The organism is Cohnella algarum, from assembly GCF_016937515.1.
GTDB lineage: Bacteria > Bacillota > Bacilli > Paenibacillales > Paenibacillaceae > Cohnella > Cohnella algarum.
The window spans coordinates 5,564,335-5,590,781 of the sequence record NZ_JAFHKM010000002.1; the positions used below are offsets into that span (position 1 = coordinate 5,564,335).

The following is a 26,447-nucleotide window of genomic DNA, read 5'->3' on the forward strand; positions in this document are numbered from 1 at the left end:
TTGAACCGCCCCGGATGGGCTGCGTTATTCGATTGTGCGTTTATTTCGTCTCCTTATTGCTTGCGCGGAACGACCGATATCCGGTGGATCGGGACGTCCAGTCCCCGGGAAACCGCTTCGGCGATCAGCTTGTGCACGGTGGCGTTTTCCCCGCCTTTGGCTACGATCAGCACGCCCCGGACGCGAGGCTTGATTTTCTTGACCACGATCGGCGTCTGGCTGCCCGACACTTCGTACAGGACGACCTGGCCGTCCCTCGTCACGTCGGTAATGTGCCGCTTGGCCCCGTTGCGGTCGGACTCTTCGGTAATCGTCGACGTATCCCGTTCGTTCTGCTGAACGACCGTCTCCTCCGTCGATTCCACGGTAACCATCACGTCCGCCGTCCCGACGCCGACCATGTTTTCGAGCATCTCCTTCAGCCGGGTTTCCAGCGTCGTTTCGATTTCGACGAACGGATCGTCGACCCGGGCCGCTCCCGCGGTCATCGTCTGCTGCTCGGGCGAATCGTTGTCGCCCAGCGGAGCGTAATCTTTGTCGCCCGACGGATCGATCGTCTTCACGTTGAGGAGATTGGCGACGAGAATGAGGGCGGCTCCGATGAGCCCAATCAGCACGAGCCAGCGGAACGCCTTGACCCGGCGCGGTCCTCCCGGTCCTCCTCCGATGAACGTTTCCAACTGCTGCAGCCATTTTGCCATGGAACACCCCCTTATCCCGAATTTCCGCCGCCGGCCTCCGTCACGACCGCGATGCGGTCGGCCGAAACCCCCCACCGCGCGGCGAGCTGCGCGGCAATCTTTTGCCTCGTCCGGCTGTCGGCCTCCGATTCGCCCTCAAGCCGTTCCGGGGAAGCTTGTTCCGGTTCGACGCCCGCTCCGTTTTCGGCGAAGACGGGCAACTCGTCCGTCCCGATCCGGACGTCGACGGGCGCTACCGGCTCCACTTCCGCAATGCCTCTGCCCGGCGACGATGCCGGGCCGGCAGGCTCGGCGGGGGCGGCGAGAACGAGCGTTATCCCCGCAACCCGCTGCCCTTCCGGCGTCGTTTCGACGTCCACCTCCACCCGGCGGACGTCCACCCCTTGTTCCCGTTCCACTTCGCGCTCGATCTCCCCGGCAAGCCGATCCGTCGCGAGCGTTGCCGCCCGCTCCGCCCACACCGCCTGCAGCCGCTCGCCGTCTTCCCGGATGCGGGCCAGCTCGTCCGCCGACGACTCCGGCGAGCGGCTTGCCGATTCGATCCCCATCGCCAGCCGTTCCCCGAAATCGCCGCGTATCCATTGCAGGAGCGGCGTCACCATCGTCAGCAGAATGAACAATCCCGCGACGAGCCGGACATAGCGCTGCATCACCCGGTTCGGCAACAGAAGGTCGGCGAGCGAAGCGAGCAGCACGACGGCGATGATTTGCTGAAGCCACTTGGCCAGCGCGTCGATCATGCGTTCACCTCCCGCGTCGTCAGCGCAGCATCACCGAAGCGTTGCCCGCCGTCAAAATAATCGTCACGGCAAGGAAGAACATCAGCCCGACCGAAGCCAGCGCGGCAAAGACGTAAATGAGCGTTTTCCCGATCGTTTGCAGGCAGCCCGCGATCGGCGAGTCCCCGAGCGGCTGCAAAACGGCTGCCGACAAGTTGTAAATCAGCGCCAGCGTCAAAATCTTGATCGCCGGGAACGCGCACAGAAAGAGCAAAATGATGACTCCCGTAAGTCCGACCGCGTTTTTGACGAGCAGGCTGGCCGACAAAACGGTATCCGCCGCGTCGGAAAACATTCTGCCGACGACGGGCACGAAATTTCCCGTGACGAACTTGGTCGTCTTGAGCACGATCCCGTCCGCCACCGCCCCGGTCGCCCCCTGAACCGAAAGAACGCCGAGAAACAACGTGAGCAGGATGCCCAGCATGCTGACGCTGACGCTGCGAAGCAAATTGGCGAGCTGCGTCACCTTGTACCGGTCCGACACGGCGCTGGCCAAATGCAGGACGGCGGAAAAGAACAGCAGCGGAAAGACGACCAGGTGAATGAGCGTGCCGATCGAGTGAATCATGAACACGATCAGCGGATGCATGACCGCGACGGTCGTGACCCCTCCCGAACCGGCAAGCAGCGTCAGCAGCAGCGGGACCATCGCCAGCATGAACTGCACCATGCCGCTGATCGCTTCCTCCGCGTAGGCCGTGGCGCTGCGGAAGCTGTTGACGGCGATGATGAGGAGCACGATGTACGCGATCGAATAGGCGACCCGGCTGACCGCGTTCCGCTCGAACGCGTTTTGCATCGTTTCCAGGATCATCGCGAACACGGCGAGCAGCACGATCGTCACGACGAGCTTGCCGCTGTACAGCAGCTCGTGAAGGAAGTACCGCGCGAGTCCTCCGAGCGCCTGGGAAACACTCCAGGGCTTCCCTTCCGGAAACATCATTTGACTGAGTTCCGGTATTTGTCCTTCCGGAAAGTAGCCGCCGTATTCGCGCCCCAGCTTGTTCCAAAATTGCTCGATCTGGCTCATGTCGACGTCCCCGGACTGCTGTACGGCGAGCTCCCCCGCCAACTCGCCCGCATCCGGTTGACCGGAAACCTCTTGCCGCCCTTCGGCCGCCGGCGCCGCGGAGAAGGCGAGCCTGTCCGTTCCGGCCCGCTCCCCGGCGGAAGGAGGCGGTTCGGAAGATGCGAACGCCTGCGCGGCATGCGGCAAAAACGACAGCGCCAATGCCGAGAGCAGCAGCGCCAGCTGCGCCCAGGCCGAGTTTTTTGCGAGAAGCGCCCGGTTTCGCATCGTTCCCCCCCGTTCCCGTTCCTCCTCAAGCCGGCAACAGGTTCAAGACCGTCTCGATCAAAACGCCGATGATCGGCACCGCCATGACCAGGATCAATACTTTGCCGGCGAATTCGATTTTGGACGCCACGCTTTCGAGTCCGGCGTCGCGCACGATTTGCGCGCCGAATTCCGCGATATAGGCGATGCCGATAATTTTGAGCATCGTCTTCAGGTACACCGACGAAATGCCGGACCGATCCGCCAAATCCTCGAGCACCGACACGACGCCTTCGATTTTTCCGATCATCGTCAGGAAGATGGCGACGCCGACGAACGCCGCCAGCAAAAAGGCGAACATCGGCTTCTGTTCCCGTATGACCAGAATGAGGATGGTCGCCAGCAGTCCGATGCCTACAATTTGAAGGATATCCAGCGTCCTCACCCGCTCGTTCCCGCTTCGCGCTACTGAAACAGGAATATCGTCTTGATCTCCTGGAACAAGTCGTTCAGCATTCTGACAACCATAAACAGCACGACGACGAATCCGATCACCGTCACCCAATGCGCCATATCTTCCTTGCCCATCTGTTTAAGCACGGTATGGATCATGGCTACGATAATGCCGATCCCGGCAATCTGAAAAATGGTGCTGACATCGATGTTCATGACTAACGGCCTCCCTGCTTACAGCATCAGGATAACGACCAGGGCCGCCCCAAGCACTCCCAGATTGCGGCTAAGCTTCTCGTAGCGCTGCTGGTCTTCCCGTGCCGAAGCCTCTTCCGTCTGCAGCTGCAGCACCGCCAAACGCATATGCTTGAGCTGATCTTCCCGCCCGCTGCCGCCGAGCGACGCTCCGAGCCGGAGCATCGCTTCCTTCTCGCCCGCCCGCATCGCCGTTTTCGGCCAGCCCTCGTGAATCGAGCTTTCCCAGCATTGCTGCACCGTCGCCCCGGTCCCGTCCCGCAAGCGCTCCGAAGCGCCGGCGAACAAAGCCGCCAGGGGCGGCGGGTGAAGAAGCGAGGAAATGCGGTCGAGCGCGTCCGGCAGCGGCGTCTGCCCGTAGCCGATTTCCGTCTCCAGCCTTTGCATCGCATGCAGCAGCTGGCGGATCTGGCGCGGACGTTCGGCGAACTTGGCCGCCTGAAGAAAACCGAGCAACGTTCCGGCAAACAGCACGAGCGCCGCTCCGACAAGCTTAAGCATGTTCCGCCTCCCGTCCGGCATCTTCCGCCCGGGACGGAGAGCGGATGCTCGGAAACGGCCGCGGGACTCCGCCCCCGCCGCCCGGCGATCCCGCCGCCGAACCGGACCGCGTTTCCTCCGTTTCGGGCGGCGCGTCGCGCGGCGAAGCGCGCGAACGCGTTCCGCCGCCGCGCCATTTCTCGTCCGCATCCCGGTCGGAATAGACGAGGTGCCGCACTTTGTCGCCTTGGCGGGACAACAGCACATAAGCGCCGAACACGCGCTCCCGGGCGAGCTCCGACAGCACCGGGCGCATAAGCACGTCGTCGAGGCCGGCCGCGTGAGCAGTGGCGATCACCCTTACGCCCGCGTGAAGCGCTTCGCGCAACGCGTACGCATCCTCGCCGCGGCCGATTTCGTCGACGACGACGACCTCGGGAGACATCGAGCGAATCATCATCATGATGCCTTCGGCCTTCGGGCAGGCGTCGAGCACGTCGGTGCGGGGGCCCAGATCGAACGTCGGGATTCCTCTTTCGCTGGCGGCGATTTCCGACCGCTCGTCCACGATCCCGACTTTCCGTCCCCCCCAGCCCGCCGCCTGCGGATGCCCCCATTCCCCGGAGCTGACGGCTCGGGCCATATCGCGAAGCAGCGTCGTTTTGCCGTGCTGCGGCGGGGACACGATCAGCGTATGCTTGACCGTCCGGGCGGCCGGATCGAGCAAGCTGGGCAGAACGGCCGCCGCGCAGCCGACGCGAGGACGAGCTATGCGCACGTTAAAGCCCGCGATGTCTTTGACCTGGCGGACCGCGCCGCCTTCCGTGACGGTTCTTCCGACGAGGCCGATCCGGTGCCCTCCCGAAACGGTCACGTATCCGCGGCGAAGCTCCTCCTCCACGGCATAAAGCGAATGATTCGTTATCGTTTCGAGCAATGCCCTGCATTGGTCCCGATCCGGCTTATAGGCGGATTTGAAATCGCCGGTTACCGAACCGTCGGACCGGACGAAGCCGTAGCGCCCTTCATAGCCGATTTCCAGCGGACGATTTTCCCGAATCCGGATTTCCTCCAATGTCCCGGCGATCGCTTGCGGCAGGCCGGCCAAAAGGCTTCGCAAAACGGAAGGCATCAGGTCCAACCAGTTGGGCGCCATCAGAGATTCCCCCCTTTTTTCGAGACGTTGTCCATTTCTGATTCATATGTATGCTTGTACGAGGCGATTATGTCACCTTGTCCGCATTTCGCCGCGTCCGCCGCTACTTTTTGAGAACGCCGACGAGCAGGCAGGCGACGCCCGCGGTCACCCAGATGAAACGGCCCGGGGACAGCTTGTCCGAAATGCCCACCAGCCCGATCGTCGTCGTCGCGACCAGAACGAGCGGCCCGACCAGGGCCAGCATCGAGTTGACGACAAGCGCCTTCTGCACGTCGTTCAGCTTCAGCATGACGAGCGCGGCCGTGAGCTCGATGCTTCCGGAAAGAAGGCGCAAAATCGCCATTCCGAACACCGTTTTATCCATGAACCGATCGTCTCCTTCCGGCAAGAGATAGTCCTTTTTTGTACTATATGCGCCGCCTGCGCCAAACAGGACAACCTTCCGGGAAATTCGCGGGCCGGGACGAAAGTCGAGGGACACCCGCCTACGCCGGGCCGCATATATTGCTCTTGCAAGGAAGTCGCGCCATGCGCCGCCGCGCCTCGCAAGGGGAAACGAACGGCGGCAACCTCAACCTTTCCAACAAGGAGAGCTGCTTATGAAATCGACGATCGGCTCGCCGTGGCATCCGCGCCTCACGGACCCGAGCGACAGCCGCGAAGTCAAACCCCGGACCTCGGGTCTGACGATGGTCATCGACAAAGGGCTGGGCCCCCATGCCTTTCAAGACCTGCTGACGACTTCGTCCGGCTACTTCGACCTTCTCAAATTCGGCTTCGGCACCTCGTCTTTGTACCCGTCTCCCCTGCTCAGGGAAAAGCTCGCGCAGGCGAAAAACGCCGGCATCGCCGCGTTTCCCGGGGGGACGCTGCTGGAAGCCGCGTTTCGGCTGCGCGTCGTGCCGGATTTTTTCCGCTCGGTGCTGGAACTGGGCTTTGACGGCGTCGAAATATCGGACGGAACCGTTCATTTGAAGCGTTCGGAACGGGACGAATTGATTCGGGAAGCCGGCTTGCTCGGGCTTCGGGTGTTTACGGAGTACGGCAAAAAAACGCACGGAGCCCGTCTCGATATCGACGATCTGTGCAGAACCTTCGAACGGGATTTGAATTGCGGGGCGGAATTGGTCACGGTCGAGGCGCGCGAATCCGGCCAAGGCGTCGGCCTGTTCGACGACGACGGGGCCTGCCGCGAGGACGAATTGGAGCTCGTTTTGAAACGAATACCGGACCGTACGAAGCTGATGTGGGAAGCGCCGCAAAAGGATCAGCAGGCCGCGCTGCTCCGCATCGTGGGGCCGGATGTCAACCTGGGCAACGTTCAGCCTCAGGAGGCGTTTGCGCTCGAAACGATGAGGCGGGGGCTTCGTTCGGATACGTTCGGCTTGCACCGCGTCATTTCGGATTACGTCATTTAAACCGCCAAAGCCCCGGCTGCCGTTCTAGTGCCGGGGCTTGTTCCATATTCCTATTATAACGGAACCAAATTGAAATGAAGCCGGGAGCGTGGCGAACGTTGAACGGAGATATCGTACTGGTTGCTCTAATCATTATCGGATTGATAGGCCGTTCTCCGATCATTGCGACGGCGGCGTGCTTTTTGCTGATCATCAAGCTCGTCCATTTGCAGCGGTTTTTGCCTTCGATCGAGCGGCGGGGCCTCGAGCTCGGGCTGCTTTTCCTGACGATGGCCGTGCTCGTGCCGTTCGCGTCCGGCCGCGTGCAGGTAAAGGACGTCATCAGTCCGTTCACGACCTGGACAGGCTGGGTGGCGCTGATCGGCGGGGCGCTCGCGACCTACTTGAACGCCAAAGGGCTCGATTTGCTCAAAATCGATCCCCAATTGATCGTGGGGCTTGTCATCGGCTCCATTTTCGGCATCATCTTCTTGCGCGGCATCCCCGTCGGTCCGCTCATGGCGGCCGGACTCACCGCTTTGTTCCTGAAGCTGTTCCAATTTTTCGCGGAAAAATAGCGGCCACGGCACGCTGTACTTAACGTTCCGCGATATCCGAGCTGCCGTCGTTTTCGCCTGAATCCGGATCGAAAAAAGCCCCTCGAGACGTTGGCCTCGGAGGGGCTTGCTCATGCCGTCGCCCATTAACGGCGTTCCTGCGGGCCGCCGACGAAGGCGGTCGTCGCCGCATCGAGACCGTAGGCGGTGTGAAGCGCGCGCACGACCTCCTGCAGCGAATCCGCGGAAATGACGCACGAGCATTTGATTTCCGACGTGCTGACCATCTTAATGCTGACGCCGAGGCCGGCGATCACTTCGAACATTTTGGCCGCGACTCCGGGATTGGACACCATGCCCGCTCCGACGATGGACACTTTTACGAGCCCCTCTTCGAACGTCGCTTCGCGGTACGGGACGTTTTCGCGGATGTTTTCGATCACTTGAATCGCTTTGGCCCGATCGCCGGTCGAGACCGAAAAGGCGAAATCGGCCTTGCCGTCCTGCACGCCGCTTTGCACGATGATGTCCACGTCGATGCCTTCGGACGCCAGCGCGCCGAATACGTTGGCAAGCACGCCGGGAACGTCTTCCACTCCCAAAATGCTGATTCTCGCCACGTTTTTGTCGAATGCGATGCCGCTTACGACGACTCCTTGCTCCATTGCCGCTTCCTCCCTCACCAACGTGCCTTCGTTCTGCGTGAAGCTGGATCTTACGACCAGGTTCACTTTGTTGTGCTTTGCGTATTCCACGGCGCGGGGATGAAGCACGGCAGCCCCCAAGTGCGCCAGTTCGAGCATTTCGTCATAGGAAATTACATCCAGCTTGCGCGCGTTTTTGACGATGCGCGGGTCGGTGGAATAAATGCCGTCGACGTCGGTATAGATTTCGCAAACGTCCGCTTCGAGCGCCGCGGCCAAAGCGACGGCCGTCGTATCGGAGCCGCCGCGCCCCAGCGTCGTGATCTCGCCGTCTTCGGTCATCCCCTGGAAGCCCGCCACGATGACGATTTCCCCCTGATCGAGCGCCGCGTGAACCCGGGTAGGCTTAATGTCCAAAATTCGCGCCTTTCCGTGAACGGCCTCGGTAACGAAGCCCGCCTGCCAGCCCGTGAAGGATTTGGCCGCGTGCCCGAGTTTATGAATGGTCATCGCCAGCAGCGCAACGGAGATCTGCTCGCCGGTCGTCAGCAGCATATCCATTTCCCGTGCGGGCGGCGAATCGTTTAATTCCTTCGACTTGTCGATCAAGTCGTCCGTCGTGTCTCCCATGGCGGAAACGACGACGACGACGCGGTGGTCCTGCAGCTTTTTATCCACGATCCGCTGCGCCACTCGCTGCATCCGTTCCGTCGTGCCCACGGAACTGCCGCCGAATTTCATTACGAATAACGACAACTCGCCTTCACTCCTCAAAAAGACATCAGTTGCATACAGCAGTATATTATAGCATAAGTTCAAATGCCCATAAATGAAAAAAATCCTTGCTTCGCGGCGCGCGCGGCGCGGGAAGCAAGGATCGGCCCGGCCGTCAGGCGCGGGAAATGTATTTGCCTTCGCGGGTGTCGATCAGCAGCACGTCGCCTTCGTTGATGAAAAGCGGCACTTGAACGTTGAGCCCGGTTTCGAGCTTGGCGTTCTTCGTCGCGCCGGTCGCCGTGTTGCCCTTGATGCCCGGCTCGGTTTCGACGACCTTCAGATCGACGTTGTTGGGCAAGTTGATGCCGATGATTTCGCCTTGGTAGCTGGCGATGTTGACGGTCATGTTTTCTTTCAGGAAATTGATTTCCCACTCGAGCTGCTTCTTGTCGAGGGTAAATTGGTCGTACGTTTCGTTGTCCATGAACGTATACTCGTTGCCCGAGTTGTACAGGTATTGCACGGCGCGGTTTTCCACGTGGGCGCGCGCTACGTTTTCGCCTGCGCGGAACGTTTTTTCGATGACGTTGCCGTTGCGCAGATTTTTCAGCTTGGAGCGGACGAAGGCCGCGCCTTTGCCGGGCTTGACGTGCTGGAAGTCGATAACCGTGCACAAATCGCCATCCACTTCGATCGTCAGACCGGTTTTGAAGTCGTTAACCGAAATCACTGTAAAAATTCCCTCCTGTGGAAACGTGCTCCCCTAATCCAGAACGATAAGCTCCTTCGGGGAATGTGTAAGTATTTTAATCCCGGTATCGGTAACGACGACATCGTCTTCGATCCGAACGCCTCCGAAGCCGGGCACGTAAATGCCGGGTTCGACGGTGACAATCATGCCGGGGGTTAAAACCGTATCGTCCGTTCGGGACAGCCGGGGAGATTCGTGAATCTCCATGCCGAGCCCGTGTCCGGTGCCATGTCCGAAATGGTCACCATAACCATACCTCGTGATGATATCTCTCGTCAAGGCGTCTCCTTCCTTGCCGGTGAGGCCGGGACGGAGATGCTCGAGCGCGTAAAGCTGGGCTTCGAGCACGATATCGTAAATTTCCTTCTGCTTGTCGGAAGGCTGACCGACGACGACGGTGCGGGTCAGGTCGGAGCAATAGCCTTTGTAATAGGCTCCGAAATCGAGGGTGACGAATTCGCCCTTCCCGATGACGCGGTCGCTCGCGACGCCATGAGGCAGCGCCGACCGCGGGCCCGATGCGACGATCGTATCGAAGGATGTCGAGGTCGCGCCGTGCTTCCTCATAAAAAATTCCAGCTCCAGCGCGACGGCCGCCTCGGTCGCGCCGGGCTTGATGAAATTCAAAATATGGGCAAACGCCCGGTCCGCCAAGTCGGCCGCTTCCTGGATGACGGCGACCTCCTGCTCGTCCTTGACGATGCGGAGCTGCTCCAGAATCGCCCCCGCCGCCGCGATTTCGGCCGGCTTCAGCTTGTCTTTCATCGCCGCATAGGCGGCGAAGGATACGTGTTTGTCTTCGAAGAGCAGGCGCGCGACGCCCCACTGGCCGAGCAACTCCGCGACCGTCTCGTAGACGTCCGGGGCGTGCTCCACGATTTCGAAGCCGACGGCCTGCATCGGCGCCTGGTCGCGATAGCGGAAATCGGTCAGCAGCGCCGCTTTGTCGCTTGTTACGAGCACGACGCCCGAAGTTCCCGTGAACCCCGTCAAGTAGCGCCGGTTGACGGCGTTCGTGACCAGGATCGCCTCTTCCCCTTTGTCCTTGAGCAAGGCGCGAAGCCTGGCTACCCGCGTATTCGGCATCTCGTTTCCCCCATTCGATTTAATGAGCGATTCCCAAATGTTCGCACAAGGCGAGCAGGCCCAATTCGTAGCCGTACGCGCCGAAGCCGGCGATTTGCCCGAGCGCGACCGGGGCCGTCAGCGAAACGTGACGGAACGCTTCCCGCTTGTGAATATTCGAAATGTGCACTTCCACGACCGGCAGCCCGACGGCGGCGAGGCCGTCGCGCAACGCATAGCTCGTGTGCGTATAAGCTCCCGGATTGATGATGATTCCGTCGTGCTTGCCGAATGCGGCATGGATTTCGTCGAGCAGCGCCCCTTCGTGATTCGACTGAAAAAACGCCAGCCCGACGCCCAGCTTGGCGCCGAGCTCGCGCAGCTTCGCCTCGATCTCTTGCAGCGTTCCCGAACCGTAAATGCCGGGTTCGCGGACGCCGAGCATATTGAGATTCGGCCCGTTTAGCACCAGAATGCTGGACATGTCCGTTCTCCTCCGATTATGTAGTCCGCTCCGATTCACTCGCTTATTTTATCATAACCGGAGGAGCGGCGACCAGCGGAATTACGAAAAGGACGGCTCGCGCCCGGATTGGGGGTTTCCTTTTTCGTCCGGCTCCCGGCCCGCTTCGTCGTGATATTCGAACGCGATGCTGTAGCCGATGAACAAGCCCCATGCCACATAAATGCACAATTCGGAAATCAGGCTCTTCCAGCCGATCTCGCGCGCCGGGAGCGTGGCCCCGCTCATCGGGCCGACCGCGAAAAACAGCGCGGCCCACCATGCCGCCCCGTAAACGATACCCGGCCACGGCCCCCGCAACGCTCTCAGCAAGAGCCAATAGACGAAACCGGCCAACGCCGACATCAGCATAAACAGCAGCAGCCCGCCCCATTGCCAGTACCAGTGGCCCAGCGCGGCTCTGCGAACCCACGGATCGGCCAAAAAAGCTTGCGGAACGTCGGTGAATTTCAGGGCGACGACAAGCCAGCGTATCAACCCCCAGATGAATCCCGCGTACAGTCCGATGAGCGTCGAGTAGACCGCCGGGTGAAGCGAACGGGGCTTTTCGGCGCTCTTGCGCGCCTCGCTATTGCCTCCGTCGGTGCGTTCCTTTCTAGTCGGATCGCGATCGTCCGCCATTTTCGCGCCCCCTTCGAGCTTTTTTTCCGTTAGTATGGACCGGCGGACGCCGGCATAACCGGAAAAGCGAACGCGCCCGTTTCCTGTGGCATTGATTCGGGTTATCCTGTAAAATAAAGCATAGCTTGATAAAGCGCATCGAAAACAAAGAAGGTGAAGAGCGTTGGCACAGCAACCGGTTACCGCTTACGGAGGACAGGCCGTGATCGAAGGCGTCATGTTTCAGGGCAAACACGTGAACGTCACCGCCGTTCGCCGCAAAAACCAGGAGATCGATTTTTACGAAGTACCCCGAGGTGCTACGCCGAATATCGTAAAGTGGTTAAAAAAAATCCCGTTCGTCCGCGGCGTGGTCGGCCTGATCGAATCGTCGGCGAAGGGGTCCCAGCATTTGAACTTTTCCGCCGAAGCGTATGCGGAAGACGAAACGACGCCGGAGGATGCGGCCAAATCCTCCAAGGAAAAGGAAAAATGGAGCCTTACGATGGTGCTGGGAGTCGCCGTCGTCGGCGTCCTTTCGTTCGTTTTCGGAAAGCTGATTTTCACATCGGTTCCCGCGTTTTTGGAAAGCCTGTTATTCGAGTGGGCTTTCGACAACAAGATTGCGCATAATATTCTCGAAGGCGTGATCAAAATTGCGCTGCTCCTGTTCTATCTCTGGATCATCTCCAAGACGCCCATGATCAAGCGTCTGTTCCAGTATCACGGAGCCGAGCACAAAGTCATCACGGCGTACGAGGCCGGGCTCGAGCTCACCGTCGAAAACGTCCAAAAAATGAGCCGGCTGCATTATCGCTGCGGCAGCAGCTTTATTATTTTTACGGTCATCGTCGGCGTCGTCATTTATTCCTTCCCGATCTTCACTTGGGAGACGATCTGGGACCGCATCTGGATCCGCATCGCCTTGCTCCCGGTCGTGCTCGGCGTTTCCTACGAAGTGCTCAGACTGACCAACGCGGTTCGCGACATTCCGGTGCTGCGGTTTCTCGGATATCCGGGCCTGTGGCTTCAACTGCTGACGACGAAGGAACCTTCCGACGACCAGGTCGCGGTGTCCATCGCTTCCTTTAACCGTATGAGAGAGCTGGAACGCCAATATAATCCTGTATAAAGGTGCGCGCATGAGCCGATCCGCGACACCATATCACAAGGAGTGATCGCATGCGCAAACGTTTCGGTCCCATTCATTTTTTCCTGTTGGCCCTCATGCTCATCGGGCTGACGAGCTGGCTGCTCAACGGGCTGAATTCGCGCCAGCTGCTCACTCCGCTAATCATCGTCGCCATCGTCTTCCTGCTCTACAAGTTTCCGCCTTCCCGCTGGTCATCCAAAAGGTCGGAAAAAGCGCGTTACCGCGAGGCGGCGATGAGAAGCCAGCGGAGGCATGCGAGCCGCCCGACGGGCAAAACGAAACGCAAATCGTTTCCGTTCAAAGTGATCGAAGGCAGCAAAAACCGCGACGACGAACCTCGACCGCCCTATCATTGAAACCAAAAGCCGATCTATCGTGCAGCGGCAGCGCTGACGAACGGATCGGCTTTTGCATTTGTTCATCTGGCGGAAAAACGGATTAGAACGCCCCCGGCCCGCTCTTCCTGCGGCGAGCCGCGGCTTCCGGCCGGCCGCAGCATTCCGGTTTTGCGGTCCCACTGCTCGAAAAACCGTTCTCCCGCGGCGAGGCCGGACAGATACAGCCGCTCGCTCTCCTCGGCCGACAGATGAAAATCGGTCGTCCCGATGCCGAGCGTCGGAATTTTGATCGTCCGGATCGCATTGTACCGCTCGATATAGCGCTCGTCGTGCGCGCTCAGCATCGTTTCGAACATCGCCTGAAGCATCGACAACGGACCGCCGATCGTTCTGGGCTTGGCCTCGCTCCGCCCGACCATCTGAAAGCCGATGACCGGCCGCCCGTTTTCCTCGGCTTCCCGATCGAACAGCCACAGCGGAAAATTGCTCAGCAACCCCCCGTCCACGACGCATACCGTCCGAACCGCCTTCGCTATTCGCCGCCGCCTTCTCTCTCCCGTCCCCTCGGGTCTTAGCGGAAGCAGCACCGGCTCGAAAAAAAACGGAATGCTCGCGCTCATCCGCACCGCCCGCGCCACTTCGAACCGCTCCGGATCGAGCCCGTATTCGGAAAGATCGTCCGGCAGCACCATCAGCCGGCCGTTCGTGATGTCGGAGGCGACGATTTTCAGCTTCCCCTTTTCCAGATCGCCGAACGTGACGACCCCCTTTTGCCGCAGCAGGTTGCGAATCCATCGCTCGAGCGCGTCGCCGGAATACAGCCCCTTTTTGAACAGCAGCCTTAAAGCCGGCCCGACCAGAGGCAGGGCGAACGCTTTCGATCTTCGCAAAAAAGAGGCGGACGGCGCGGATTCGATGATGAGCTTCATCTCCGCGGCGGTGTAACCGGTTGCGACAAGCGAAGCGACGATGCTTCCGGAAGACGTTCCCGCCACGCGATCCAGTTCCACCCCGTTCAGCTCGGCGGCACGCACCGCGCCGACAAGCGAGATCCCCTTGACGCCCCCTCCTTCAAATACACCGTTTGCTTTTATCCGTCTCCCCCCCCCCCGTCGCCAGTCTCCCGAAATCCAGCTTATGCGGCGGGCGGCGAGATGGGACTGCGAAACCGTGGGCAGGTCTTTAAAAAACAAAAAGCGGCTCCGAGGGGCGCGCTCTTTGCCTTGTTATTCGGTATCCAATTCCGCCTGAATGCGCCGCAGTTCGGCGACGCGATTTTCGTCCCGGCGAAAATATTCGACCAGCGTTTCGATGCATGTTATGGAGTCCCAGCTCAAATGGTGCTCGATTCCTTCGACATCGCGGTAAATATTTTCTTCCTGCACGCCGATCGTCTGAAGGAACGATTCGAGAAGATGATGACGATCCACTAGCCGCTTGCCGATCTTTTTGCCCTTGTTCGTCAGAACGAGTCCGCGATACTTTTCGTAAATCAGGTAATTGTCCTTGTCCAGCTTCTGGATCATCTTCGTCACCGAGGATGGATGCACTTCCAATCCTTCGGCTATGTCCGAAACGCGCGCATACCCCTTCTCGTCGATCAGACGGTAAATGCGTTCCAAATAATCTTCCATGCTTGGGGTCGGCACCGCGTAGTCCCCTTTCCGACGTTTTGCTCTTAAGTATCATACACCGGAGCGGGGGGAAGGGGCAAGCTCGACAAGCGCCGAATCCCCGTCCCCGGCGTATGGAAGCCGCATTTTAGAAGCACACTTTGTTCTACGGAAGGAGGAGATTAAACGTTGAGCACCGATATAAACACGTCCCGCCGAACGCCGAAGGAAACCGCGATTTTCGTGCCGGAGCTCGTTTATTTCGAGCCTGCCGCGCTCGACTATCCGAAAGGCAAGCGGATTTGGGAATGGGTCAAAGAACGCGGCCTGCCGCACCGGACGACCTCGTCGCACAACCGGATTACCGGCCTGCCCGGCGAAACGGAGCTGGAGCAGTACAAAATCGCGAAACGAACGCTGGTCGTAGGCGTCCGCAAAACGCTGAAGTTCGATACGTCGTTGCCATCGGCGGAATATGCGCTGCCTCTTTCCACCGGCTGTATGGGGCACTGCCATTATTGTTACTTGCAGACGACGCTCGGCGCAAAGCCTTACGTGAGGGTTTACGTCAACACGGAGGAAATATTGGGAGCGGCCCGAAGCTATATCGAAGAGCGGGCTCCCGAAATCACCCGCTTCGAGGCTGCGTGCACGTCCGATCCGGTCGGGCTCGAACATATAACCGGATCGCTCGCGGAAACGATCGAATTCATGGCGAAGCAGCCGCTGGGACGGCTCCGGTTCGTGACGAAATACCACCATGTCGATCCGCTTCTCGGTTTGACCCACAACGGACGCACGCGAATCCGTTTCAGCGTCAATTCGGATTACGTCATCCGGAACTTCGAACCGGCGACGTCCCGCTTCGAGGAGCGCATCCGGGCGGCCGGCCGCATCGCAAGAACCGGCTACCCGCTAGGCTTCATCATCGCTCCGATTATTTGGTATGACGGCTGGGAAAACGGATACGCGGAATTGCTCGAGAGGCTCGCGGCCGAGCTGCCCCCCGAAGCGAACGACGATCTCACGTTCGAGCTTATTCAGCACAGGTTTACGAAGACGGCGAAATCGACGATCGAAAAGCGATATCCGAAAACGAAGCTGGAAATGGACGAGGCGATTCGGAAGAAAAAATGGGGCCGCTACGGCCGGCACAAATACGTGTATCCCGACGAGAAGGCCGAAGCGTTGAGAGAATATTTAACCGAGCGGATTTTCGCTGCGTTTCCCGCCGCGAAAATCGAATATTTTACCTGACGGCGGCGGCTAGAACAGCATCCATTCCGGCGTAATGCTGTTGAGCCAGATCGTAATGTAAGTCATTCGGTCGGTAAACAGCAACACGCCCATGACGAGCATCAAAGCCCCGCCGATCTTCATCAGCCGTCCCGAATAGCGAACAATCCACTTCGTCGAACCGATAAAAAAGGCAAGCACGAAAAACGGCACGCCGAAACCGAGCGAGTATGCGGCGGTCATTTGCAGCCACGTGCCCGGCTGACTTCCGGCGAGCAGCAAAATCGAGGACAGAATCGGGCCGACGCAGGGCGACCAGCCGGCCGAAAAGCCGACGCCGAAGATGAACGAGCCCAAATAGCCGGCCGGCCGCCAGCTGACGTTCATCTTGCGTTCCTTCATCAGGAGGCGCGGCTGAAAAATGCCGAGCAGGAACAGCCCCATCAGCACGATCAAAATCGCCGAAATCTGGCGGATCAAATCCTGGTATTCGCGAAATGCCGCCGCGAACGCGTTGGCCGTATAGCTGAGCGTAAAAAAGACGAGCGAAAAACCCAATATGAAAAAGAACGTATGGGACATCGTTTTCAGCCGCACTTCGCGGCTCGTGTCGGTTTTCAGCTCCGTGACGGATATGCCGGTAATATAAGATAAGTACGAGGGATAAAGAGGCAAGCAGCAGGGAGATATAAACGAGGCGATCCCCCCGGCGAATGCGATCCCGATGTTCAATTCGTTCAAGCCGACCTCTCCTTTGCCTAGAGTCCGCAGCCGTTCCCCTGCACGCTGATTTTACCTATTGTCGGCAAAACGAGCAACGCCGGTCGTGTAGGAGTATAGCCGCCGCCGCATAGGATGTCAAGCGGCAAGGGACCGATTCGCCGGCGGACGAGAGTCCGCGGGAAGGATCGGTCCCTTTGTTCGGTTCAGCCGGAATTCGTCCCGGGCTTTTATTTGACGATCGCGCCGTTCGGCATGCCTTCCGGCACGGTGGCGAGCGTAAGCTTCTCGCCCTCCGAGGCAGCGAGGATCATGCCGTGCGACCATTCCCCGCGCAGCTTGACCGCCTTCAGGTTCGTCACGCAAATCACCTTGCGTCCGACGAGTTCCTCCGGCTTGTAATGCTTTGCGATGCCCGAGACGACCTGCCGCGTTTCGAAGCCGAGATCGAGCTGAAGCTTCAGCAGCTTGTCGGCTTTCGGCACCGGCTCGCACGCGACGACCTGCGCCACGCGCAGCTCGACCTTCGCGAAATCGTCGATCCCGATTTCGTCCTTGCGGTCCGCCGGCGGCGCTGCGGGCTCCGCTGCCGGTGCCGGGGCCGCTTCGGCGGCCGGGGCGGCCTTGGCGCCGCCTCCCATCGCCCCGGCGATCCAGGCGATCTCTTCGGCCATTTCGAGACGCGGGAACAGCGGTTCGCCCTTGGCGACGCGCGTGCCGGACGGGATTCCTCCGCCGAAATCGCTCAGGCTGTCCCAAGCCGTCGCCTGCCCCTCCGCAAGTCCGAGCTGCTCCCATATTTTGCGCGGAGTATGCGTAAGGAACGGCTGCAGGAGGATGGATACGATCCGCAGGCTTTCCGCCAGGTGCGCCATGACCGACGCCAGTTCCGGTTTCGCCGCTTCGTCCTTCGCCAGCGCCCAGGGCTTCGTTTCGTCGATATATTTGTTCGTCCGTCCGACCAATCCCCAGATGGCCGCGAGCGCGACGGAAAACTCCATCTCTTCCATCGCCGCTTCCACCTTCGCCACCGTCTCCGCCGCCGCTTGCTCAAGCTCGCCGTCGAAGGCTGTTGTTTTGCCGGCGTAGTCCGGCACGATGCCTTCGAAATATTTTTCGACCATGGCGACCGTCCGGTTCAGCAAGTTGCCCAAATCGTTCGCCAGATCGTAATTGATCCGCTCGACGAAGTTGTCGGGCGTGAACGTGCCGTCAGCGCCGAACGGCACCTCGCGCAGCAGGTAGTAGCGGAGCGCGTCGAGGCCGTAGCGGTCGATCAGCGTCACCGGATCGACGACGTTGCCTTTGGATTTGGACATTTTGCCGTCCTTCATGAGCAGCCAGCCGTGCGCGAACACTTTTTTCGGCAGCGGCAGCCCGAGCGCCATCAGCATGATCGGCCAGTAAATCGTATGGAAGCGGACGATTTCCTTGCCGACCAGGTGGACATCGGCCGGCCAGAACGTCCGGTACAGCTCGTCGTCCTCCGAGCCGTAGCCGAGCGCCGTGATGTAGTTGGACAAGGCGTCGATCCAGACGTAGACGACGTGCTTCGGATCCCCTTTGACGGGCACGCCCCAGTCGAACGTCGTCCGCGACACGGCCAGGTCCTCGAGCCCCGGCTTGATGAAGTTGTTGATCATTTCGTTTCGCCGCGATTCCGGCTGGATAAAGCCCGGATTTTCCTCGTAATACTTCAGCAGCCTGTCGGCGTATTTGCTCATCCGGAAAAAATAGCTTTCTTCCTTGACCAGCTCGACCGGATGGCCGCTGTCCGGACTTTTCGCGGCGACGATGTCGCCCTGCTCGTTGCGCTGGATGTCCACCAATTGCGTTTCGGTATAATACGTTTCGTCCGGAATGCTGTACCAGCCTTCGTACTCGCCTTTGTAAATATCGCCCTGGCGAAGCAGCTGGTCGAAAATTCGCTGCACGACATCCTTGTGCCTGGGCTCGGTCGTCCGAATGAAATCGTCGTTCGAAATTTCCAGCTTCCGCCACAGCTCCTGAATGCCGGACACGATTCCGTCAACGAACTCCTGCGGCGTTTTCCCGGCTTCCGCGGCTTTCCGCTGGATTTTTTGCCCGTGCTCGTCGGTTCCGGTCAAATACCGCACCCGGTACCCTCGCAAGCGCTTGTAACGCGCCATGGCGTCGCCCGCGACGGTCGTGTAGGCATGCCCGATGTGCAGCTTGTCGCTCGGATAATAAATCGGAGTCGTTAGGTAATACGTCTTCCTGTCATCCGTCATGAAACGTTCATCTCCTTTGAAATCGGTCGATCGCCGGGGCCCCGGAAAACACAAAAGCCCCCGTCCGCATGGGACGGGAGCGCGCGCTCACGTGGTACCACCCAATTTCCCCCAACGCCTTGCAGAAGCATACGGGGCTCGTGCCTGCCGAACCGATCGGCAGTCCGTTAACGCCGGAACCGCGTCGCCCCCTTACCGCGCCCCGGCCGAATACGGCCGCGCGGCTCGAAAGCGATTCCTCCAGGACCATTTTCCGCAGGCGTCGTGCGCCGGTTCCCAGCTGCTCCGGCTCTCTGTGGCAGACCGCTCAGTCGTACTTATCCCTTCGACGGAAATATGCAAGTTATGCTATTGGCCCCAATATACCGAACTCGGAACCCGAATGTCAAGCGGTTACGGCGTGTTGCCCGTCGCGGAAGACCGCGATCCGCCCTTCGGAGGGACGGGATCGATGCCGCCGGGGTGAAACGGATGGCATTTGCAGATTCTCTTGACGCTTAGCCACGTTCCTTTGACCGCGCCGTGGGTTTCCAGCGCTTCCAGCGCGTACTGGGAACAGGTCGGATAAAACCGGCAAGTGGGCGGCTTCAAGGGCGAAATGAACTTCCGGTAAAAGACGACAGGTGCTTGCAAAGCCCGGCGCATCATTTCTCCCGCCTCCTCTCTATCCGCAGTTTCGTTTTTATTCATCATGAACCATCGGACTCGGCAAAGTCAATGCCGCGACCGGCGAAACGGATTTCGGGCAAGCGGGCGGCCGCCCGCAACGACGACAAAGCCGCCCCTCGACGGGCGGCTTTGAAAACGAAACGCGGCACGATTATTTGATCGGAATAAAGAGCAAATTCATCGGCAGATAAGAGCCGAGCGCCGTAATGAACGAGATTTCGACGACTTCGTCGTAAGGCCCCGTCCGGTACAGAACGGCGGCTTCGTTCGGATTTTTGAGCATGCTGTTGTTCGCTACGATAACGTCCGTCCCGTTGATCTGGAACGCCCCCGAATATTCGCCCCCGCGGCCGTTGGCCGCGATCAGCGTATTCGCTTTGACCGTTACGACCGTGTGATAGACGACGCCGTAGTTGCCCCAGTTGTTCTCGTAGACGCCGTTCAGCATGTCGCGGCCGATGAGCGACGGGTCGTGATTGTTGTCTCCGAACAAAATGCGCTGCGGCTCGGTGCCGAGCACCGTCGAAATTTGGAAGTCGCGGTCCGCGCCGAAAAACGTCCCGCGAATATGCTTCGTATCGCGATTGAGGACGGGAAGCGTCGGCAGCGCCTCAAGCGGCTCGCGGTTTTCCTTGATGGCGACCAGCGTAAATTTCACCGAAGCCGAGGTGCTGAGATCCGCGTACGCGGAATAGGTTTGGCCGGGTTTGAGAACGGAGCTTCCGATCTCCGGGATCATCACTCTCGTTTCGCCCGGAGCGAGCGTCGTCGTCGAGGACTCCCCGATTTTCGCGGAATCCAAATACCGGATCGCCGCCTGCTTGCCCGTCCACGAGCCGTAAATGTCCGGCCCCGCCTTGCCGAACGCTCCCGTGTTGACGAGCACCGGGTAGTCGTTTTCATTGGTCGCGATCAAATAAATTTTCATGCGGTCCGCGGATTTGTTCATATGGTACAGGAACAGCCGGAAATCCCCGTTCATCGTGTCGCGGTACAGGACGCCTTCCCGGTCCATCTCCTCCGGGCTGTTGGAAGCGATCAGCGTACGGTCGGAAACGTTGTACGTGTACGGAACGGCGGCAAAGCTCAGCACGGATTGCCCGTCGATCGGATACTTGTCGCCGGCCGGCGTAAACCGTTGGTAGAACTGCTCCTCGGTATACATGACTTCATCGGTGACCGTAATGGTCTTCACATCCTGGGACATCAGCCCGTGCCGGTCCGTTACCCAAAGCGAGATCGTCTTTTCGCCGGGGGTGAAAAAGGCCGCTTTGTTGTTGTCCCAGGCGGTTTCCGCGATCGCGTTCTCATCGTCGGTGGACAAATCGGTATACTTGATCGGTTCGCCGATTTTGTAGACGGTTTTGTCCGTCGTGAAGGAGGCGACCGGGGGCTGGTTTTCCGGGAGGACGGTAATCGTCACCGAATACGGTTCGCTCCAGTTGCCTTCGTAGTCTTGGACGGATCTCGTTACGGTATAAATGCCCGGCTCGGCGAAGACCGGCTGATTGCCTTCCCAATGCTCTCCCGCGATATTTTCCGGGTTGTCGGATTCGCTCGTATAGTTGACCGTCGTCTGGTTCGCGTAAATGACGTCCGGGGTCACCTTGAAATTGGCGGTCGGCGCCGTGCTCCAGGCAAGCGTCAATTGACCTTGGGACGCCGAAAGCGTCGAGCCCGTCGCGTTCGCCCAGGCGCGGACCGGAATCATCGTCGAGCCGTTGCTTGCGTAGGGCTTGCCGGCGGCGCTTTTCGCTTCGCCGTTGATTTTGTAAGTGGTCGAGCCCGCTTTGAACCGGATTTCCGTGTCGTTCAGCTTCGCGACGGATTCCTTGGTGACGCTGTCGTAACTGACTTTGTACCCGTAGCGCGCCGCCATCATGCTGAACGCGGCGTACGTGACGCCGGCCTTGATGACGGTCGGTTGGGCGGCCGTGTATGTAGTTCCGTTGAACGATACGTCCGTTGTGTCCGTGTAAAGAATTAGCGTATTTCCTCCGGCAGCGGCGCCTTCGGCCCCGGCAAGCGGAACGGCCGACAGGGCCAGCGATGCCGAAACAAGCAGGGAAAGCATTTTCTTCTTCATAATCCGCAATAACTCCTTTGGTTCGATTCGATGGCGATAACGAATAGGCATTAAAAAAGAAACGTTGTTGATGTAGACGAACGAACCCGCAAAAAGTTGCGATGCCGGCCGGAAAGAAAAATCCGCCAGCAGACTCTGGCAATCTTCTTCTATCGAATGTCTTTCAGCCTTCCGCCCTTCCCCGCGCGCACATGAAAGAAGCCCTCCGGCTTGGCAATAGCCGGAAAGCTCCGGACAGCGCCGCCCGTCCATAGGCATTCGGACCCGGGCGGGAAATCCCCGTCAGGCGAACCAGCGGTCCACGACGAGGACCATGACGACAAACGACAACGCCGAGCCCGCAAGGTAAAGTCCGCCCCGACGGTTGCGTTTTTGAAAAAAGCTGACCACGCCCAGACTCAGCAACGAGCCGACAAGCAGGATAAACAAAACTCCCGTTACGAAAAGCCCGAACGAAACATAGGATACGTCCGTTATTTCCACTATTCCGATCCTCCCTGGCACGTCTTCGGTCCGTCCCGGCCCATGCTCCCGTCGCGGACGCCTTAAGCTCGATTATAACGGTTCATTCGCGGATGAACAATTCCACTTCGTCGCGTTGCGGCGGGCGCCGCCGGAACCGCACCTGCAGCTTTCCCTCATTCCAGTCGGCCTTTCCGGATCGCGGCAGAACGAGCGCGGGCAATTTTACCGCATGTTTCCGGCCGTTCGGCAGTCCGGTCAATTTGACCCGGTCCGGGGCGGCGAACAAACGAACGTCTTTGAGGGCGGCATTCGCGGGCAGCCAAATTCGAACCGTCACAAATTTGTCGTTTTTCGACACATCAGTCCGCAGCGTTTCTTTTTTTTCCATTCCGGTTCCCGCGTTCGTGCCCGTTCCCGCGTCCGCGCCCGTTCGCGCTTTCCGCAACACCGATTGGATATAGTCGTTCAGCCACGAGCCGTCATTGGCTTTGTCCCATTGTTCGGCCAGCTTCCAGGGCAAATCTTTTCCGAGCCACTTTTGGATTTCCTTAAAATCCGGGAGCGGGCCGCTATCAAAAAAGGAACTCATCGTCTTCCCTCCAAACGCGGAGCCTCCAGTCATCCTATGCCCGGCTCGACGTCTCCGTTCCAGACTGCTTGTCCATGAACCCATGGGCATTCGCCTTCATACAATGCAGCATGATCCCTGCAAAGGAGTCGTTGCGCCCATGCCATCCATCGTCGGAGCCGTTAAAATTTTGAGCGTCGGCTCGGGAGCGATCGTGCAGTTCGGGATAACCTGCAAAACAGCCCGTCCAGCAATTCCAAGTCGTACGCGGGGGCCGGATCGTTCGTCACCGGCGACCTGTCGCGGACGAACAACGCCATCAGCGCAACCAATACGAATGACGAGGACATTCAGGACTCCAGCGAAAATAAGGTCGGCGGAAACAGCGGTGTCGCAACATGATCCAGTGGAATGTTCATCAGCAAATCACGATTCAGCAGCTGCGCGTGGATGCCGTCACGAACTCCTCGGTTTTGCAAATCGGCAGCGCGGGCAGCATTCAATCGCTTTCGCAGCTGTACAATATGGGCGGATATACCGGCCCTGCCGCTCCGTTGGGCGAAGCGGGCGAGGGGGCGCAGGAGATTTCGTTCGTCCCGCTTCCGAATCCAAGCTAGCGACAGCGAGCTTTTGACAGCGTCGGGTCAGGAGATCAGTGGGGGGCAAAGGAGGAAGGAACATGACGAACTTTTGGTACGGCCCCTCCCCCGCCCAATGGCAAGCGTGCGTTCAGCATATCCGCAATCTGGAGCAGCGGCTGGAGGAGCTTCGCAATCAGCTTCAAGCCATGCAAAACGAAATGCAGGAGCTGAAAAAAACGCCGCCGGTCCATGTGGAGTATCATTTCGATCAATTGAAAGTTTCCCGGCTGGACGGGACGCTGAACATCGGGTTATCGCCCCAGGGCATGCAAGCCCCGGAATCGTTCGACGTATCGGCGCCCGGCATGTGGACGGCGCCCGCAAACGGAGGCGACGCGGAGGACGAACAAATCCGCGCCCTGCAGAGAGAAGCCGCTACTTACATGGACAGCGAGGCGCCGGCGATGCTCGACGAACTATCGGATCGCATGGGAGTTCCGCTTGACGGCGCGCACCGGAAATTGATCGTGAAAGACATCAAGTCGCAACTGAATCCGAGGGTCCATTATTACGCGAAAAACGTTCGGTATCCCGCAAACGGAACCGATGCGGAGAAGCAAGGCTGGAAGGATTCGGTCATGCAAAAAACGAAACGCGATATCGAAGCGGCGATATCCGCCTATTTGAACGGGATGAATGGAAAAAGCGAAAGCAAGGGGGATGAGACGGAATGACGCCAAGCATGGAAATGAACGTGCGAAACGGTCCGGTGACGGTCGGATCGATCCGCGTCGTCGGCATTTCCAGTTCCTCCTCGCTGCTAGTCGGGGATACCGAATCGCTGACGCTGTACTCCTATTTCGACACGCCGCCCGAATCCGTCATCGTCGGCCCTCTCGCGCCGCTGCCCGCGCTCCCCGAAGAGGAAACCGAATGATCGCGTGCCGCACCTCGGTCGTCAAGCGCGTCTTCGTCAACACCGTCTCGCAGGCGGGAATCGTCCAATTCGGAGATACGAAACGGCAGTCGGATCAGCGCAACCGGGTTATTGCCGTTCAGCGGGCCGTGCCGAATTTCGAAGGCGACGAAGTGAAGTTTGCTTCTTACCCGCTTTTTTTCCTGCCGCGGCCCAAGCCCGGCGAACCGCTTGACGTCGCCGTTACGACCGCATCGGATGACGGGGCGATTCGCGTCGGCCGCGTTTCCGTGCTTGGCGTCTCCACGTCCTCCATCTTTCGCGTAGGGTGCGGGGGACCTCATGACGCGTTGGCGCGCGTTTTGCACATCCGGCATTTCAACGACCGGGTCATCCGCTGATTTTCGAAGCAAGGACGTTCCGACCGGTGCAAACGCACAGGTCGCCGTCCGCCTGCCGCATATGCTGACATTGTGATACGCCATCACACACACTAATGCGGGAGGTTATCGCTATGGGTTACCCGGTTGCAGGAGCAGGTTACGGCCAAGGATATGGCGGCATGGGAGCGGCTGCATTCGCCCTCGTTCTGTTTATTTTGCTCGTCATCATCCTTCGCGCCTGCTGGTAAGCGGCTCATCATAATCCGTCCGTTCGACGGCCGAGAGCCTTGCCGAATGCATCCGGCAAGGCTCTCGGCCGTCGTCGTTTTCAACCCGTTCCCGCTCCTCCGGGCGTGATGTGGCACAGTTTGAGCGATAACTGCAGTTGAAGCCGGTCCTCCGGATCGTCCAACGAAATGCCGAGAATGTTCTGAATTTTCTCGAGCCGGTAGACGACCGTGTTGTAGTGCGCGTACAACTTCTCCGACGTCAGCTTAATGTTGCCGTTGCAGCGGAAAAACATCTCCAGCGTTTCCACGAGCCGTCCCCCGCCGCGCTTGTCGGCATGCTGAAGCGGAATCGAAAAGCGCTGCAAAAATTGATCCCGTTCCTCGCTCGAAGGAATCAAATAAAGCAGGGAATAGACGCCAAGCCGGTCGTAAGTCACGATATTCCCGTCCAGTCCGCAAACGTCCGCCGCCTGCCTCGCCCTCCTGGCCTGGGACAAGCTTGCCGACAGCTGTTCCGGACGTTCCGCCGGGCGGCCCGCGAACAATCGAAGGCTTTCTTCCCCGAGAAGCTGCCGCAATTCGTCATGCAGCCGCTGCATCACGCCCGATTCCGTTATATCGGCTCGCGCTTCGAGCCGGCCCGTATCGGGCACCGGCACGATCAGCACCAGGTCGGCGCCGACCGGCGCCGACAAGACGGAATCCGCCGCCTGCAGGCGTTCCGAGCGAATTTTCCGCGCCATTTCCCTAAGCTTCTCCTGGGACTGCTCCCCTTCGCCGAATCCCGCGAGCACGGCGCACAACGGCGTCTCCTCCGGCAGCGAGCAGCCGCACACCTCCGCCCGAAGCTTCCAGTCTTGCTCGGAAACGAGCTTGCCCGACAGCCAATCCTGGAGAAACTGGTCGACGTACTTCCCCTCCACCTCGCGAACCGCCTCCACGTTCGCCAGTTCGAGACCCGTCAGCGACGCGAGCCGGTCGACCGTCACGACGTCAAGCGGCTGAATTTCCCGGTTGCGTTCCAAAAGCACGAGGCATGCCGGCTTGAAGCGGCTGGCCGGCACCGGACTCGCGTATACCCGGCAGACATTCTGCATCAGCGTAAAGCCGCCGCTTGACAGCTTCCCGGCATGACGGCCCGCCAGCATTTGCACGAAGGGCCATACTTCGACCGCATCGGCGCTTCGCAAGCTTTCGGAAAGCCATGGCTTATCCTGATCCCTGACGATTGCAACGGGATTGCCGAGCATATTTTCCATCGCGTCCAAAAAGGCATACAGCCCGTTTCCGTCCAGAAGCAGGCGTGTCATATGGTGAATTCGGCCCTGCAATTCGGTCAACTGAACCGATTCCTGCGCGAGCAGCCGTTCCATGACCGATCGAACCAAATCCGAAAAGGACAAGGCGTACGGCAATTCGACGATCGGCAATCCATGTATGGCCGCTTCCTCGGCGACTTCCTTCGGCAGCTCGCCGGAAGGGCGATCCGGTTTGAACCCGATGGCGGCGCAACCGCGTTGAACGAGGTCCGGGATCATCTGCCGGAAACGGTCCGACTGTTCGCGCAGCATCGCTCCGCCGGCAAGAAGCAGCTCGCCCATGCGAACCCGAGGCGAGACGTCCGCCGTTTCCAGCAAGCTGATCCGGGTAATCGCGGCGGATACGCCCCTTTCCCCGGCGATTAGCTTCGCCTGCTTAAGCAGCGGCAGCATGAGCAATTCTTTGACGGTCAACGAGGCATGTTCCGGTTTGCTGCCGGATGCGGTTTCCTTTCGAGGCATTGCGGCCATCCCTGTCCCTCCTGTGCGTGCATAGACCCAGTTTTAAATAAACCGACACACTAGCTCCCCCCAGCGCTTCGATTTCTCTGTGTCATT

The 26,447-nt window shown here is 59.5% G+C and carries 33 protein-coding genes; 11 read left to right on the forward strand and 22 right to left on the reverse strand.

Annotated elements, in window-relative coordinates:
• Positions 1-53: 53 nt before the first annotated feature.
• From spoIIIAG to JW799_RS25255, 8 genes are all read right to left on the reverse strand, one after another.
• Entirely contained in the window at positions 54-701 is a 648-nt protein-coding gene (spoIIIAG, locus tag JW799_RS25220; RefSeq protein WP_080838353.1) for a stage III sporulation protein AG, read from the reverse strand.
• Between the two features lie 11 nt (positions 702-712).
• Positions 713-1,441, reverse strand: coding sequence for a stage III sporulation protein AF (gene spoIIIAF / locus JW799_RS25225; protein WP_080838350.1), 729 nt, complete (start codon positions 1,439-1,441; stop codon positions 713-715).
• Between the two features lie 19 nt (positions 1,442-1,460).
• On the reverse strand, positions 1,461-2,780 hold the full coding sequence (spoIIIAE, locus tag JW799_RS25230) for a stage III sporulation protein AE (protein ID WP_205432259.1): 1,320 nt from the start codon (positions 2,778-2,780) through the stop codon (positions 1,461-1,463).
• Positions 2,781-2,805: 25 nt separating this feature from the next.
• Positions 2,806-3,195, reverse strand: a complete 390-nt coding sequence (spoIIIAD, locus tag JW799_RS25235) for a stage III sporulation protein AD (protein WP_205433090.1) — start codon at positions 3,193-3,195, stop codon at positions 2,806-2,808.
• A gap of 29 nt (positions 3,196-3,224) precedes the next feature.
• Complete coding sequence (spoIIIAC, locus tag JW799_RS25240) at positions 3,225-3,428, reverse strand: stage III sporulation protein AC (protein ID WP_080838344.1); 204 nt, start codon at positions 3,426-3,428, stop codon at positions 3,225-3,227.
• Positions 3,429-3,446: 18 nt separating this feature from the next.
• Positions 3,447-3,968 (reverse strand): stage III sporulation protein SpoIIIAB, encoded by a 522-nt coding sequence (spoIIIAB, locus tag JW799_RS25245; RefSeq protein ID WP_080838341.1) that lies wholly within the window; start codon positions 3,966-3,968, stop codon positions 3,447-3,449.
• Positions 3,961-5,103, reverse strand: coding sequence for a stage III sporulation protein AA (gene spoIIIAA / locus JW799_RS25250; RefSeq protein ID WP_205432260.1), 1,143 nt, complete (start codon positions 5,101-5,103; stop codon positions 3,961-3,963). Before spoIIIAA ends, spoIIIAB begins: the two co-directional genes overlap by 8 nt.
• A gap of 103 nt (positions 5,104-5,206) precedes the next feature.
• On the reverse strand, positions 5,207-5,470 hold the full coding sequence (locus JW799_RS25255) for a YqhV family protein (RefSeq protein WP_080838336.1): 264 nt from the start codon (positions 5,468-5,470) through the stop codon (positions 5,207-5,209).
• 235 nt (positions 5,471-5,705) lie between these two features.
• Here JW799_RS25255 and comA point away from each other — a divergent pair, with 235 nt between their 5' ends.
• Together comA and JW799_RS25265 are read left to right on the forward strand one after the other, a co-directional pair.
• Positions 5,706-6,524, forward strand: a complete 819-nt coding sequence (gene comA / locus JW799_RS25260; RefSeq protein ID WP_205432263.1) for a phosphosulfolactate synthase — start codon at positions 5,706-5,708, stop codon at positions 6,522-6,524.
• Positions 6,525-6,622: 98 nt separating this feature from the next.
• Entirely contained in the window at positions 6,623-7,081 is a 459-nt protein-coding gene (locus JW799_RS25265) for a DUF441 domain-containing protein (protein WP_080840921.1), read from the forward strand.
• Between the two features lie 125 nt (positions 7,082-7,206).
• Here the strand turns inward: JW799_RS25265 and JW799_RS25270 are convergent, their stop codons facing one another.
• The 5 genes from JW799_RS25270 to JW799_RS25290 all read right to left on the reverse strand — a co-directional run bounded on the left by JW799_RS25270 (position 7,207) and on the right by JW799_RS25290 (position 11,381).
• Positions 7,207-8,460, reverse strand: coding sequence for an aspartate kinase (locus JW799_RS25270; protein WP_080838331.1), 1,254 nt, complete (start codon positions 8,458-8,460; stop codon positions 7,207-7,209).
• A gap of 133 nt (positions 8,461-8,593) precedes the next feature.
• Positions 8,594-9,151, reverse strand: a complete 558-nt coding sequence (gene efp, locus JW799_RS25275) for an elongation factor P (protein WP_080838328.1) — start codon at positions 9,149-9,151, stop codon at positions 8,594-8,596.
• Positions 9,152-9,184: 33 nt separating this feature from the next.
• Complete coding sequence (locus JW799_RS25280; RefSeq protein WP_080838325.1) at positions 9,185-10,258, reverse strand: M24 family metallopeptidase; 1,074 nt, start codon at positions 10,256-10,258, stop codon at positions 9,185-9,187.
• 19 nt (positions 10,259-10,277) lie between these two features.
• Positions 10,278-10,721: a type II 3-dehydroquinate dehydratase gene (gene aroQ / locus JW799_RS25285; RefSeq protein WP_080838322.1), complete on the reverse strand. Its 444-nt coding sequence runs from the start codon at positions 10,719-10,721 to the stop codon at positions 10,278-10,280.
• A gap of 81 nt (positions 10,722-10,802) precedes the next feature.
• The gene (locus JW799_RS25290) at positions 10,803-11,381 is read right to left on the reverse strand and encodes a YqhR family membrane protein (protein ID WP_080838320.1); all 579 of its coding nucleotides are present in this window, start codon (positions 11,379-11,381) and stop codon (positions 10,803-10,805) included.
• 217 nt (positions 11,382-11,598) lie between these two features.
• On the opposite strand from JW799_RS25290, the gene JW799_RS25295 reads away from it, so the two are divergent.
• Together JW799_RS25295 and JW799_RS25300 are read left to right on the forward strand one after the other, a co-directional pair.
• A complete protein-coding gene (locus JW799_RS25295; RefSeq protein WP_205433091.1) occupies positions 11,599-12,492 on the forward strand; it encodes a DUF1385 domain-containing protein in 894 nt (297 codons plus the stop codon).
• Positions 12,493-12,542: 50 nt separating this feature from the next.
• Complete coding sequence (locus JW799_RS25300; protein ID WP_080838318.1) at positions 12,543-12,869, forward strand: hypothetical protein; 327 nt, start codon at positions 12,543-12,545, stop codon at positions 12,867-12,869.
• A 62-nt stretch (positions 12,870-12,931) separates the two neighbouring features.
• On the opposite strand, the gene JW799_RS25305 is transcribed toward JW799_RS25300, so the two are convergent.
• Both JW799_RS25305 and mntR read right to left on the reverse strand, forming a co-directional pair.
• Complete coding sequence (locus JW799_RS25305) at positions 12,932-13,945, reverse strand: patatin-like phospholipase family protein (protein WP_205433092.1); 1,014 nt, start codon at positions 13,943-13,945, stop codon at positions 12,932-12,934.
• Between the two features lie 132 nt (positions 13,946-14,077).
• Positions 14,078-14,500, reverse strand: a complete 423-nt coding sequence (gene mntR / locus JW799_RS25310; RefSeq protein ID WP_080838315.1) for a transcriptional regulator MntR — start codon at positions 14,498-14,500, stop codon at positions 14,078-14,080.
• A 165-nt stretch (positions 14,501-14,665) separates the two neighbouring features.
• Between mntR and splB the strand changes: the two genes are divergently transcribed.
• Positions 14,666-15,721 carry a spore photoproduct lyase gene (splB, locus tag JW799_RS25315; RefSeq protein WP_176220950.1) on the forward strand — a complete coding sequence of 352 codons (1,056 nt, stop codon included), beginning with the start codon at positions 14,666-14,668 and terminating at the stop codon, positions 15,719-15,721.
• Positions 15,722-15,730: 9 nt separating this feature from the next.
• On the opposite strand, the gene JW799_RS25320 is transcribed toward splB, so the two are convergent.
• From JW799_RS25320 to JW799_RS25345, 6 genes are all read right to left on the reverse strand, one after another.
• Positions 15,731-16,441: a cytochrome c biogenesis CcdA family protein gene (locus tag JW799_RS25320; protein WP_080838308.1), complete on the reverse strand. Its 711-nt coding sequence runs from the start codon at positions 16,439-16,441 to the stop codon at positions 15,731-15,733.
• Between the two features lie 209 nt (positions 16,442-16,650).
• Positions 16,651-18,672 (reverse strand): methionine--tRNA ligase, encoded by a 2,022-nt coding sequence (gene metG / locus JW799_RS25325; RefSeq protein ID WP_080838305.1) that lies wholly within the window; start codon positions 18,670-18,672, stop codon positions 16,651-16,653.
• A gap of 393 nt (positions 18,673-19,065) precedes the next feature.
• Complete coding sequence (gene yidD, locus JW799_RS25330; protein WP_205433093.1) at positions 19,066-19,317, reverse strand: membrane protein insertion efficiency factor YidD; 252 nt, start codon at positions 19,315-19,317, stop codon at positions 19,066-19,068.
• 175 nt (positions 19,318-19,492) lie between these two features.
• Entirely contained in the window at positions 19,493-21,427 is a 1,935-nt protein-coding gene (locus JW799_RS25335; protein WP_176220840.1) for a copper amine oxidase N-terminal domain-containing protein, read from the reverse strand.
• Positions 21,428-21,709: 282 nt separating this feature from the next.
• Positions 21,710-21,910: a hypothetical protein gene (locus tag JW799_RS25340; protein ID WP_080838297.1), complete on the reverse strand. Its 201-nt coding sequence runs from the start codon at positions 21,908-21,910 to the stop codon at positions 21,710-21,712.
• Between the two features lie 82 nt (positions 21,911-21,992).
• Complete coding sequence (locus JW799_RS25345; protein ID WP_080838294.1) at positions 21,993-22,481, reverse strand: hypothetical protein; 489 nt, start codon at positions 22,479-22,481, stop codon at positions 21,993-21,995.
• Positions 22,482-22,691: 210 nt separating this feature from the next.
• Between JW799_RS25345 and JW799_RS25350 the strand changes: the two genes are divergently transcribed.
• The 6 genes from JW799_RS25350 to JW799_RS25375 all read left to right on the forward strand — a co-directional run bounded on the left by JW799_RS25350 (position 22,692) and on the right by JW799_RS25375 (position 24,588).
• A complete protein-coding gene (locus JW799_RS25350; RefSeq protein WP_338026370.1) occupies positions 22,692-22,862 on the forward strand; it encodes a spore germination protein in 171 nt (56 codons plus the stop codon).
• On the forward strand, positions 22,859-23,077 hold the full coding sequence (locus tag JW799_RS25355) for a spore germination protein GerPB (RefSeq protein WP_240353404.1): 219 nt from the start codon (positions 22,859-22,861) through the stop codon (positions 23,075-23,077). The genes JW799_RS25350 and JW799_RS25355 overlap by 4 nt, the downstream gene beginning before the upstream one ends.
• Positions 23,078-23,139: 62 nt before the next feature.
• Entirely contained in the window at positions 23,140-23,775 is a 636-nt protein-coding gene (gene gerPC / locus JW799_RS25360) for a spore germination protein GerPC (protein WP_080838287.1), read from the forward strand.
• Positions 23,772-23,978 (forward strand): spore gernimation protein GerPD, encoded by a 207-nt coding sequence (locus JW799_RS25365; RefSeq protein WP_275901487.1) that lies wholly within the window; start codon positions 23,772-23,774, stop codon positions 23,976-23,978. The genes gerPC and JW799_RS25365 overlap by 4 nt, the downstream gene beginning before the upstream one ends.
• On the forward strand, positions 23,975-24,358 hold the full coding sequence (locus tag JW799_RS25370; protein WP_205432265.1) for a spore germination protein GerPE: 384 nt from the start codon (positions 23,975-23,977) through the stop codon (positions 24,356-24,358). Before JW799_RS25365 ends, JW799_RS25370 begins: the two co-directional genes overlap by 4 nt.
• 113 nt (positions 24,359-24,471) lie before the next feature.
• Positions 24,472-24,588, forward strand: a complete 117-nt coding sequence (locus JW799_RS25375) for a sporulation protein YjcZ (protein WP_080838281.1) — start codon at positions 24,472-24,474, stop codon at positions 24,586-24,588.
• Between the two features lie 80 nt (positions 24,589-24,668).
• Here JW799_RS25375 and JW799_RS25380 read toward each other — a convergent pair whose 3' ends face one another.
• A complete protein-coding gene (locus JW799_RS25380) occupies positions 24,669-26,360 on the reverse strand; it encodes a PucR family transcriptional regulator (RefSeq protein ID WP_205432267.1) in 1,692 nt (563 codons plus the stop codon).
• Between the last annotated feature and the right edge of the window lie 87 nt (positions 26,361-26,447).